Here is an 11586-nt window from a genome sequence, read left to right on the forward strand (position 1 = left end):
CGGTGTCCTAGGCCACTAGACGAAGGGGACAAAACCTTCTGTACACTGATCAGGCTGAGACTGATCGATTCAAGGACGGTGTGGCCAGAACCTTGAACCTGTAAATTGGTGGAGCTAAACGGGATCGAACCGTTGACCTCTTGCATGCCATGCAAGCGCTCTCCCAGCTGAGCTATAGCCCCTCATCGGTGAGGACGGGGCGAATCTTAATGGCGCTTTGGAAGTGTGTCAAACTTATTTTCAACATTTTCCAAAATTTTTTGCCGGGATAACAATCACTTACCGTCGAAACCCCGGAAAACCGGGGTTTCGTCGTTATAGCAGGCTGATTAAGCGATAGCGCCCAACAGCTTTTCCCACTCTTTGTTTTCTTTCTTCGACACACCACCAAGCAAATCAAGGGCTTGGCGCAGACGGAAACGGGTCAGGTCCGGGCCGAGAATTTCCATCGCATCAAGTACCGACACCGAACTGGCCTGCCCGGTGATCGCAGCAAACATCAGCGGCATCGCATCGCGCAGTTTCAATTCCAGGGACTCCACCACCGCCTGGATCGTCGCGGTGATCGCATCCTTCTCCCACTGGCGCAGGCTTTCCAGCTTCCACAGGATCAACTGCATCAACTGGCGAACCTGGTCGCCGGAGAGTTTCTTGGACTCGAACAGCTTAGGATCCGGATTGACGCCCCCGGCAAAGAAGAAGCTGGCCAACGGTGCGACCTGGCTGAAGGTCTCCACCCTGCCCTGCACCAGCGGCGCGATCTTCATCATGTAATCGGGGTTCAACGCCCACTGCTGCACACGGCTGGCGAATTCTTCCACCGGCAGGTCACGCAGCCACTGGCCGTTGAGCCACGACAGCTTCTCGATATCGAAGATCGGCCCACCCAAGGACACGCGGGACAGGTCGAAATTGTCGACCATTTCCTGCAGCGAGAACTTCTCGCGCTCGTCCGGCATCGACCAGCCCATGCGGCCCAGGTAGTTGAGCATCGCTTCCGGCATAAAGCCCATGCGCTCGTAGAACGTCACCGAAGTCGGGTTCTTGCGCTTGGACAGCTTGCTCTTGTCCGGGTTACGCAGCAGCGGCATGTAGCACAGCTGCGGCTGTTCCCAGCCAAAGTACTCGTAGAGCAGGATCAGTTTCGGCGCCGATGGCAACCATTCTTCACCGCGCAGCACGTGGGTGATGCCCATCAGGTGGTCATCCACCACGTTGGCCAGGAAGTACGTCGGCAGGCCGTCAGTCTTCATCAGCACTTGCATGTCCATGCGGTCCCACGGGATCTCGACGTCACCGCGCAGCATGTCCGGCACCACGCACACGCCTTCACTCGGCACTTTCATGCGGATCACGTGAGGCTCGCCGGCGGCCAGGCGCTGGGCCACTTCTTCTTTCGACAGCAGCAACGCGCGGCCATCATAACGTGGGGTTTCGCCACGGGCCTGTTGCTCGGCGCGCATCTGGTCCAGTTCTTCCGCGGTGCAGAAGCACGGGAAGGCATGGCCCATGTCGACCAGTTGCTGGGTGTACTGCTTGTAGATGTCGCTGCGCTCGCTCTGGCGATACGGGCCGTGCGGGCCACCGACGTCCGGGCCTTCGGCCCAGGTAATGCCCAACCAGCGCAGGGCATCGAAAATCTGCTGTTCCGACTCGCGGGTGGAACGCACTTGATCGGTGTCTTCGATCCGCAGGATGAATTCACCGCCGTGCTGCTTGGCAAAGCAGTAATTGAACAAGGCGATGTAAGCAGTGCCGACGTGGGGATCCCCAGTAGGCGATGGCGCGATGCGCGTGCGGACGGTGGTCATGGCAGGTCTCGAATGGGCGATAAAACTGAAAATTGAAGCAAGGGGCGAATGGTAACAGCCCGCAGCGCCTTATTGTAGGAGCGAGCTTGCTCGCGAAGCTCGTCAACGATGACGCGGGGAACCTGATACCCCGCGGCGTTCTCGGGTTTTTCGCGAGCAAGCTCGCTCCTACAGTGATAGAGGTTTAGACCGCCAGCAGGCGCTCGCGCAACTTGCCGATCTCATCGCGCGTCTGCGCCGCCGCCTCGAACTCCAGGTCCCGCGCCAACTGGTACATCTTCTCTTCCAACTGGCGGATGCGCTTGGTGATCTCGCTCGGCGAGCGCAATTCGTTCTCGTACTTGGCGCTTTCCTCGGCAGCCTTGGCCATGCCCTTGCGCTTCTTGCTGCGCGAGCCCGGCACGGTGGCGCCTTCCATGATGTCGGCGACGTCCTTGAACACGCCCTTGGGCGTGATGCCATTTTCGAGGTTGAAGGCGATCTGCTTGTCGCGACGGCGCTGCGTCTCACCAATCGCCCGTTCCATGGAGCCGGTAATGCGGTCCGCATAGAGAATCGCCCGGCCATTGAGGTTGCGTGCCGCACGGCCAATGGTCTGGATCAGCGAGCGTTCGGAGCGCAGGAAGCCCTCCTTGTCCGCATCAAGGATCGCTACCAACGATACTTCCGGCATGTCCAGGCCTTCACGCAGCAGGTTGATGCCCACCAGCACATCAAAGGTGCCCAGGCGCAGGTCGCGGATGATCTCCACGCGCTCCACGGTGTCGATGTCCGAGTGCAGGTAGCGCACGCGCACGCCGTGATCGGCCAGGTAGTCGGTCAAGTCTTCGGACATGCGCTTGGTCAGCGTGGTGACCAGCACCCGCTCTTCCAGGGCCACACGCTTGGTGATTTCCGAGAGCAAGTCGTCGACTTGGGTCAGCGCCGGGCGGATTTCGATTTCCGGATCCACCAGGCCCGTCGGCCGCACCAACTGCTCGATCACGCGGCCGGCATGCTCGGCCTCATAGTTACCCGGCGTGGCGGACACGAAGATGGTCTGCGGGCTGATGGCTTCCCACTCGTCAAAGCGCATCGGCCGGTTATCCAGGGCCGACGGCAGGCGGAAACCGTACTCCACCAGGGTTTCCTTACGCGAACGGTCGCCCTTATACATCGCACCCACTTGCGGCACGCTGACGTGGGACTCGTCGATCACCAGCAGCGCATCAGGCGGCAGGTAATCGTAAAGCGTCGGCGGCGGCGCACCGGATTCGCGACCCGACAGGTAGCGCGAGTAGTTTTCGATACCGTTGCAGTAGCCCAGCTCCAGGATCATCTCCAGGTCGAAACGGGTACGCTGCTCCAGGCGCTGGGCTTCCACCAGCTTGTTGTTGGAACGCAGGTACTCCAGGCGCTCGGCCAACTCGACTTTGATGCCCTCAATGGCGCCCATCAGGGTTTCACGCGGGGTCACGTAGTGGCTTTTCGGATAGAAGGTGAAGCGCGGCAGTTTGCGGATCACCTCACCGGTCAACGGGTCGAAGGCCGACAGGCTCTCGACTTCATCGTCGAACAGCTCGATGCGGATCGCTTCCAGGTCGGATTCCGCCGGGTAGATGTCGATCACATCGCCGCGCACGCGGAAGGTGGCGCGGGCAAAGTCCATGTCATTGCGCGTGTATTGCAGGCTGGTCAGGCGGCGCAGCAGTTCGCGCTGGTCGAGTTTGTCGCCGCGATCGACGTGCAGCACCATCTTCAGATAGGTTTCCGGGCTGCCCAGACCGTAGATGCACGACACGGTGGTGACGATGATCGCGTCCTTGCGCTCCAGCAAGGCCTTGGTCGCCGACAGCCGCATCTGCTCGATGTGGTCATTGATCGACGCATCCTTCTCGATAAAGGTGTCGGAGGACGGCACGTAGGCTTCGGGCTGATAGTAGTCGTAGTAGGAAACGAAATACTCCACCGCGTTGTTCGGGAAGAACGCCTTGAACTCGCCGTACAGCTGCGCGGCCAGGGTCTTGTTCGGCGCCAGCACCAGGGTGGGCCGGTTGATCTGCGCAATCACGTTGGCAATGCTGAAGGTCTTGCCCGAGCCGGTCACCCCGAGCAGGGTCTGGTGCGCCAGCCCGGCTTCGATGCCTTCGACCATCTGGCGAATGGCTTCCGGTTGATCGCCGGCGGGTTCAAAGCGGGTGACGAGCTGGAAATCCGACATAACGTACCTCGTGAAGTCACCCCAGACTCGAAACCGCCAGGGACGAAATAGCTCAGCAACCCGCGAAAAATCATCGCAGGTTGCAGGAAAAAACCATGATAGCTGTAGAAGTGGTGGCGAATGTGACGGGTTTCAAGGCAATCACCCTACGCGCCCTGACCGATCAATGTTGCAATAAGACTAACGGTCAGCAAATAAACCGAAAAACTTGGCCGAAAAGCCGTTTCGGCTGTCGCCTCAGGCGGTGATGGTCTCTATACTAACTCCCCGTTTGTGCACCGCTCTAGTGCATTCGGCTGGAGCGCGACACGTCCCTCCTACCCCCCATAGAGCTGCCGCAAAAATGAGCCTGTTCTCCGCTGTCGAAATGGCACCACGCGATCCAATCCTGGGCCTCAACGAAGCATTCAACGCCGATACACGAACCACCAAGGTCAACCTTGGCGTGGGCGTTTACTGCAACGAGGAGGGGAAGATTCCACTCTTGCGTGCCGTTGCCGAAGCGGAAGCCATTCGCGTGGCGCAACACGCCGCCCGTGGCTACTTGCCGATCGACGGCATCGCGGCCTACGACAAGGCCGTGCAAACCCTGCTGTTCGGCGCAGAATCGCCGCTGCTGAACGCTGGCCGCGTCACCACCGTGCAAGCGGTAGGCGGCACTGGCGCGCTGAAGCTGGGTGCTGACTTCCTCAAGCAGTTGCTGCCAAACGCCGTTGTGGCCATCAGCGACCCGAGCTGGGAAAACCACCGCGCCCTGTTCGAAACTGCCGGTTTCCCGGTGCAAAACTACCGCTACTACGACGCCGCCACCCACGACGTGAACCGTGCCGGCCTGCTCGAAGACCTCAACGCCCTGCCGCCCCAGTCCATCGTGGTGCTGCACGCGTGCTGCCACAACCCGACCGGCGTCGACCTGAGCCCGGCCGACTGGCAGAACGTGCTGGACGTGATCAAGGCCAAGAACCTGGTGCCGTTCCTCGACATGGCCTACCAGGGCTTTGGCGATGGCATCCACGAAGACGCCGCCGCCGTGCGCCTGTTCGCTGAATCGGGCCTGACCTTCTTTGTGTCCAGCTCGTTCTCCAAGTCGTTCTCCCTGTACGGCGAACGGGTGGGCGCACTGTCCATCGTCGGCGACTCCAAGGAAGAAAGCGCGCGCATCCTGTCCCAGGTCAAACGCGTAATCCGCACCAACTACTCCAACCCGCCGACCCACGGCGCGGCGATCGTTGCAGCGGTACTGAACAACCCAGAACTACGCGCCCAGTGGGAAGCCGAACTGGCCGAAATGCGCCTGCGCATCCGTGGCATGCGCGAGCAGATGGTGGCCGAACTGGCCAAGGCTGCGCCGGGCCACGACTTCAGCTTCGTCGGCCGCCAGCGTGGGATGTTCTCCTACTCCGGCCTGACCGTTGCGCAAGTCACCCGCCTGCGCAGCGAATTTGGTATCTACGCACTGGATACCGGCCGTATCTGTGTGGCGGCGTTGAACCAGTCGAACATTGACGCAGTCACAAAGGCAATCGTTCAGGTGCTGTAAACCTGCAGCTGTTGCACCATAAGGGGAGGCCGATGGCTTCCCCTTTTTCGTCTCCAGCCCCTAGACTGAACCTTGACCGCCCCTTTGCTGTGAGAATGCTATGAGAAACGACGACCTGGACCTGCGCGCCGACCGCGACGAACTGCATGACTACGCCCCACGCACACCGCAACCCAAGCGCCAGAAGAGCCTGGTGCTGCAAGTGGCACTGGGAGTGTTCCTCGGCGGCCTGGCACTGTGGCTGGTGCAACTGGGTGCCACGGCACTGATGGCCAAGCTGGCCATGGGCACCCTGCAATTTGGCGGCTAGCGCGTTGCCCTGGCAAAGTGAATGGTGGAAAAGTGAGTGATCCACCAATACAACATTGCCAGGCCGTAACCTGTAAGAAATGCTCCGCCGGATGAATAAAGCACCTGAATCCAGGGGGCCTCATAAATGCATTTGCGGGTGCAATTGGGTTCTTCCGGAAACGTCACCGTCAGCAAGAACACGCCAATCCCCATCATCGTCACCACAGGCAAGATCGCAAGGTGGCGCCGCCTGCCCACCAACGATTTAAAAAACATTTCCCGATAAGGCACCCACCTTGCAATCAGCACGGCGTAGAAAGCAATAGAAAGCCAGGCCCAAACAAAAATCAGCCGTGTAATCTCAGGAAAAAATGACTTTCTGGCCCATGTTTCAATGGACGGCAACGTGTCAGCCGCACTGCTCACCAAAATGCCGGCCCACGCCAGATTGAGAAAATCCTCGCTGAAGCCGCCGTACACCACAATCGATATAAACAGCAGCGGCACCCAAGCGATAGGGCGCCGCCAAAATCTATCTTCAGTGGGTATCTAAACGATGTTTGAGCTGCGTGGTTCAAGCATGCCTGGCCCCGCCTGCCAAGGTTCACGTAGACGAGCGTAGACCAGAATCACCCGTCACACGTTACGCGACCTCGCGAATCGCCCCCTGCTCCTCCAACAACCTCACAAAACTGTTCAAACTCTGCGACACCGTCCCCCGCCGCCAGATCAGCCAGGTGTGCAGGATCCGGAAGTTGTCCGTCAGCGGCCACACGCTCACCGCCGCTGACCCCGGCATGCTGTCGAGCATGCTGCGTGGCATCAGCGCCAGGCCCGCGCCGGCGCTGACGCAGGCGAGCATGCCGTGGTAGGACTCGATCTCGAAGATCTTGCCCGGCACCGCGCCGTCCTGTGCAAACCAGCGTTCCAGGTGATGCCGGTATGAACAGTTGGAGCGAAAGGTGTAGATGCTCTCCCCGTTCACGTCCTGCCCACGGGTGATCGGCGCGTGATGCAGCGGCGCAATCACCACCATCTCTTCCTCGAACACCGCCACGCCTTCAAGGGTCGCGTGCAGCAGCGGGCCGTCGACGAACGCCGCCGTCAGCCGCCCGGACAACACGCCTTCGATCATGGTGCCCGAAGGCCCGGTACTCAGGTCCAGCTCGACCTTGGTGTGTTTCTGGTTGTACGCCGCCAGCAGCGCCGGGATACGCACCGCCGCCGTGCTCTCCAGCGAACCCAGGGCAAACGCGCCCTGGGGCTCCTCCCCTGCCACGGTTGCGCGGGCTTCCTGCACCAGGTCGAGGATGCGCCGCGCATAACCGAGGAAGTTCCACCCGGCCGGGGACAGGCGCAGGCGGCTTTTCTCGCGAATAAACAATTCCACGCCCAAGTCCTGCTCCAGTTGTTTGATGCGCGTGGTCAAGTTCGACGGCACACGATGAATCAACTGCGCGGCGGCGCTGATGCTGCCTTGCTCGGCAACGGCCTTGAAGATTTCCAGTTGCACCAGGTCCAAATCATTCTCCAATCGTGAATGTATTGCTTAATATTATTCAGTTTCCAGAAAAGAGATAGCCCCGTACGCTGAACCCCACTTAATTCACTCAGCAGGACGGTGCCATGAACGCGACTACCCACGCCCTCTCGATCAACCCGGCCAACGGCGAAACGGTCGGCAGCTATCCGTATGAAACCGCGCAGCAACTGGACGCCGCCCTCGACCGCTCCACCCTCGCCTTCCGCGCCTGGCGCCGCCAGCCGGTGAGCCAGCGCGCCGAGTTGCTGCTGAGCCTGGCCAGCGCGCTGCGCGAACAAGCCGAAGACATGGCGCAGATGATCACCCTGGAAATGGGCAAACCCATCGCCCAGGCCCGTGCCGAAATCGAAAAATGCGCGCAACTCAGCGAATGGTACGCCGCCCACGGCCCGGCCATGCTCGCCCCGGAACCCACCCTGGTGGACAACGGCAGCGCGCAGATCGAATACCGCCCACTGGGCCCGATCTTCGCCGTGATGCCGTGGAACTTCCCGGTATGGCAAGTGCTGCGCGGCGCCGTGCCGACGATGCTGGCCGGCAATACCTATGTGCTCAAACACGCACCGAACGTGATGGGCAGCGCCTATCTGATCCAGCGGGCGTTCCAGAAGGCCGGTTTCGCCGAAGGCCTGTTTGAAGTGGTCAACGTGACCAACGAAGGCGTGTCCAAAGCCATCGCCGACCCACGCATCGCCGCCGTTACCCTTACCGGCAGCGTGCGCGCCGGTATCGCCATTGGCTCCCAGGCTGGCGCGGCGCTGAAAAAGTGTGTGCTGGAATTGGGCGGCTCGGACCCGTTCATCGTGCTCAACGACGCCGACCTCGACGCCGCCGTGCAAGCCGCACTGATCGGTCGTTTCCAGAACAGCGGCCAAGTCTGCGCCGCCGCCAAACGCCTGATCATCGAGGAAGGCGTAGTGGAGGCCTTCACCGCCAAATTCCTGGAGGCCAGCCGTGCGTTGGTGATGGGCGACCCGACGTCAGCCACCACCTACATCGGCCCGATGGCGCGCTTCGACCTGCGCGACGAGCTGCATGGCCAGGTCCAGGCGACCCTGGAAGAAGGCGCGACCTTGCTGCTGGGCGGTCAAAAAGTGCCGGGGGCCGGCAACTACTACGAACCCACCGTGCTGGCAGGCGTCACCGACCAGATGACGTCGTTCAAACAGGAACTGTTCGGTCCCGTGGCCTCGATCATCACCGCCCGTGACGCCGACCATGCGGTGGCCCTGGCGAATGACAGTGAGTTCGGCCTCACCGCGAGCATCTTCACCACCGACCCGGCCAAGGCGCGCGACATCGCCAACCAGTTGGAAACCGGCGGCATCTTCGTCAACGCCTTCAGCGTTTCCGACCCTCGGGTGGCGTTTGGCGGGATCAAGAAGAGTGGTTTCGGCCGCGAGCTGTCCCACTTCGGTGTGCGGGAGTTCTGCAACGCGCAGACGGTGTGGCTGGATCGCAAGTAAGCCTGAACCGGTGCTTACCGGTGGCGAGGGCGCTAGCTCCCGTTGGCTGCGGCCGCCTCAACAGCGCACATGCCGCCGCACACACTGCACCAACCCATCCAACGCCTGCGACTTCACCGGCGCGAGCACGCAAACCGTGTGCTCGCGCTCGTCTTCCTTCACCGTCAAGGTGTAATGCACCTGCCCAGGATTACTAGCCGCAGGTGCATGGCTTTGCGGCAATTGAAAGAAGTCGCATGCCTCGACAAGCCGCCGCAGTTCCTGCTGATCCTGCTCCGGCAGCGCATCCAGCTCCACCGTCTGTGGCTTGGCCAAGCCCGGAAAATAACCGGGCCCGCCGTTTTCCTTGATCGAAATTTGCATGGCTGTTCCTCACATCAGACAGAAATGCCGACCGCCTTCCAACCGTCCTTGACTGCCTTCTGTTCATCCTTGTTCGCGCCATAAAGTCGGCCTGCAACATCGTAAGTAATGCGCGCAAAGCGCAGGAACCCCGAGTTGGGCCGCAGCCGCGCATCCCGCAGCGCGTCGTACCAGATACGCCCGGCGCGCTCCCAGGCAAAACCGCCGAGCTTGGTCGCCACCTGGTAGAACGCATGGTTGGGAATGCCGGAGTTGATATGCACCCCGCCATTGTCCTCGTAGGTCTGCACAAAATCATCCATGTGCCCCGGCTGAGGGTCCTTGCCCAGCAGTTTGTCGTCAAATGCCGTGCCGGGGGCTTTCATCGAGCGCAGGGCGGTGCCTTTGATCTTTTGGGTAAACAGCCCTTTGCCGATCAACCAATCGGCGTCTTGCGCGCTTTGCTTCAAGGCATATTGCTTGATGAGCGAGCCGAACACATCCGACAGCGACTCGTTCAACGCGCCGGATTGATTGAAATACATCAGCTTGGCCTCATCCTCGGTGACGCCATGGGCCAATTCATGGCCGATCACGTCGAGCGCCACCGTGAAGCGGTTGAACAATTGCGCATCCCCATCCCCAAACACCATCTGGGTCGAGTTCCAGAACGCATTGTTGTAGTTCTGGCCAAAATGCACCGTGGCGTCCAACGCCATACCCGCGTCGTCGATGGAGTTACGATCGAAGACCTGGTCGAAAAAATCGAAGGTAGCGCCCAACCCATCGTAGGCTTCGTCCACCGCGGCATCCCCGCTGGCGGGCTGCCCCTCACCCCGCACCAGCGTGCCCGGCAGGCTGTCGGTGCCCTCGGCGCTGTAGATCGAGCGGCGCTTATCCGCGCCCATGGCCAGGGCCATGTGCGCTGGCCCTTTGGCAGGCTCGGCGACCATGCGCAACGAGCGAAAGGTCGTGTCCTTGGCGCGGGTGCGCAACGCGACCTCCCGTTGCGCTTTATCACCGTTGCGCGCGATCTGGTCGAGCATGTAGGGCGGGATCAGGCAGAAAATCGGGTTACGGTCATGGCGATCACACATCGGCTGGCTCCTTGTCGGAATGACTGTTTGAGGATAGTCCCCTGGGGTTAACGCGCATCATCAATTGTCATTAAGCTATGTTGCAGTCGTGTTTATCCAAGGAGGACTGACCGATGCCCGCACGCAAAACCAAAATCGACCTTTCATACCGCCCCCGGCTCGCTGACCTGCGCCCGTTGATCGCACCGAGCCCCACGCTGCTGGAGGCGCGCGCCGCGACACCCCGCGTCACCCCAGCCAAAGACTTGAAGGACCGACGCGGCTACGCCGAGGACTTTCTCGGCAACTTCGGCGTGCCCTGGCCCACGGTTGAAGAGGCCTTGTCGGGGGACGCACAGAAGCGCCTGGACTACACGCACTTCTCGATCACGATGTCACGCGCCAAGCGACTGGCGCTGTACGTGGGCGTCAACATCGACGGTGGTCAGCACGTCGACATCATTCGCAGCAACGACACCTGGGCCTACGACGGCCGCCTGCCCATCGACGCGCAGGTGGGCGAAGCGCTGTATGCCAGCAATGGCCTGGATCGCGGCCACCTGGTCCGCCGACAAGACCCCAACTGGGGCAACGAGGCGCAAACCGCCAACCTCGATACCTTCCATTTCACCAACTGCTCGCCGCAGATGAGCGGGTTCAACCAGAAGACCTGGCTGGAGCTCGAAGACTACATCCTCGATAACACCCAACGCTGGAAAGCCCGCGCCACGGTGTTTACCGGCCCGGTGTTCGCCGACGACGACCGAGTGTACCGAGGCGTGCAGATCCCCAAGGCGTTCTGGAAAGTGGTCGCCTACCTCAGCGATAACGGCAAGCCTAGCGCGAGTGCCTACATGATTGACCAGAGCCGCGAGCTGGGCCAACTCGACCTGGTGTTCGGCCAGCTCAGGACCTACCAGCGCAGCGTGATCCAGATCGAGCGCCTGACCGGCCTGCGCTTCGGCAACCTGGCCGACTACGACGGCTTCAGCAACGAAGAGCGCGCCACCGGCACACGGATTGAAGCGCTGATACAGGGGCCTGAAGACATCCGTCTCTGACCGACGCTTCACATGTTGAACTGCGTCACACCCAACGCCAACCACGATGCGAAGCGAGCCGCTCTGGCTCTTGATCTTGATCTGGCTTTTGATCTCAGGCGCCCCGTCAAACACGCTGGCCGAACGCAGGCTTGAATCCGTGGGTAACCCGGCAGGACGCCGGGTTAGCCGCGCGGGGCCAAGGATGGCCCATCGCGGCGGCCCACGGATTCAAGCCTGCGTTCGGGCACACCGAGCCTAGGCGAGGTGCCGAGTG

10 protein-coding genes and 1 tRNA gene are annotated in these 11586 nt (G+C 61.1%); 4 read left to right on the forward strand and 7 right to left on the reverse strand.

All coding sequences use genetic code 11. The features are described from left to right. Positions 1 to 106: 106 nt before the first annotated feature. The 3 genes from CI807_RS27140 to uvrB form a co-directional block, all read right to left on the reverse strand. Positions 107 to 182, reverse strand: a tRNA-Ala gene (locus CI807_RS27140). A gap of 147 nt (positions 183 to 329) precedes the next feature. Continuing rightward, positions 330 to 1811, reverse strand: a complete 1482-nt coding sequence (gene gltX, locus CI807_RS27145) for a glutamate--tRNA ligase (protein ID WP_095016958.1) — start codon at positions 1809 to 1811, stop codon at positions 330 to 332. Positions 1812 to 1995: 184 nt separating this feature from the next. Then, complete coding sequence (uvrB, locus tag CI807_RS27150; protein WP_010209048.1) at positions 1996 to 4011, reverse strand: excinuclease ABC subunit UvrB; 2016 nt, start codon at positions 4009 to 4011, stop codon at positions 1996 to 1998. A gap of 343 nt (positions 4012 to 4354) precedes the next feature. Between uvrB and CI807_RS27155 the strand changes: the two genes are divergently transcribed. Both CI807_RS27155 and CI807_RS27160 read left to right on the forward strand, forming a co-directional pair. Continuing rightward, the gene (locus CI807_RS27155; RefSeq protein WP_095016959.1) at positions 4355 to 5551 is read left to right on the forward strand and encodes an amino acid aminotransferase; all 1197 of its coding nucleotides are present in this window, start codon (positions 4355 to 4357) and stop codon (positions 5549 to 5551) included. A gap of 100 nt (positions 5552 to 5651) precedes the next feature. Then, positions 5652 to 5861: a hypothetical protein gene (locus tag CI807_RS27160; protein ID WP_095016960.1), complete on the forward strand. Its 210-nt coding sequence runs from the start codon at positions 5652 to 5654 to the stop codon at positions 5859 to 5861. Here the strand turns inward: CI807_RS27160 and CI807_RS27165 are convergent. Continuing rightward, positions 5858 to 6349, reverse strand: a complete 492-nt coding sequence (locus tag CI807_RS27165) for a hypothetical protein (RefSeq protein WP_095016961.1) — start codon at positions 6347 to 6349, stop codon at positions 5858 to 5860. The two genes, CI807_RS27160 and CI807_RS27165, sit on opposite strands and share 4 nt — an antisense overlap. Before the next feature lie 136 nt (positions 6350 to 6485). After that, on the reverse strand, positions 6486 to 7364 hold the full coding sequence (locus tag CI807_RS27170; RefSeq protein WP_095016962.1) for a LysR family transcriptional regulator: 879 nt from the start codon (positions 7362 to 7364) through the stop codon (positions 6486 to 6488). A gap of 104 nt (positions 7365 to 7468) precedes the next feature. Here CI807_RS27170 and CI807_RS27175 point away from each other — a divergent pair, with 104 nt between their 5' ends. Continuing rightward, entirely contained in the window at positions 7469 to 8851 is a 1383-nt protein-coding gene (locus tag CI807_RS27175) for an aldehyde dehydrogenase family protein (RefSeq protein ID WP_095016963.1), read from the forward strand. Between the two features lie 57 nt (positions 8852 to 8908). Here CI807_RS27175 and CI807_RS27180 read toward each other — a convergent pair whose 3' ends face one another. After that, complete coding sequence (locus CI807_RS27180; RefSeq protein WP_095016964.1) at positions 8909 to 9214, reverse strand: protealysin inhibitor emfourin; 306 nt, start codon at positions 9212 to 9214, stop codon at positions 8909 to 8911. Positions 9215 to 9228: 14 nt separating this feature from the next. Then, a complete protein-coding gene (locus CI807_RS27185; protein WP_016979495.1) occupies positions 9229 to 10290 on the reverse strand; it encodes a M4 family metallopeptidase in 1062 nt (353 codons plus the stop codon). A 113-nt stretch (positions 10291 to 10403) separates the two neighbouring features. Here CI807_RS27185 and CI807_RS27190 point away from each other — a divergent pair, with 113 nt between their 5' ends. After that, positions 10404 to 11330, forward strand: a complete 927-nt coding sequence (locus tag CI807_RS27190; protein ID WP_095016965.1) for a DNA/RNA non-specific endonuclease — start codon at positions 10404 to 10406, stop codon at positions 11328 to 11330. Positions 11331 to 11586 lie beyond the last annotated feature (256 nt).

The organism is Pseudomonas sp. NS1(2017) (genome assembly GCF_002269425.1).
In the GTDB taxonomy this organism is placed as follows: Bacteria; Pseudomonadota; Gammaproteobacteria; order Pseudomonadales; family Pseudomonadaceae; genus Aquipseudomonas; species Aquipseudomonas reactans.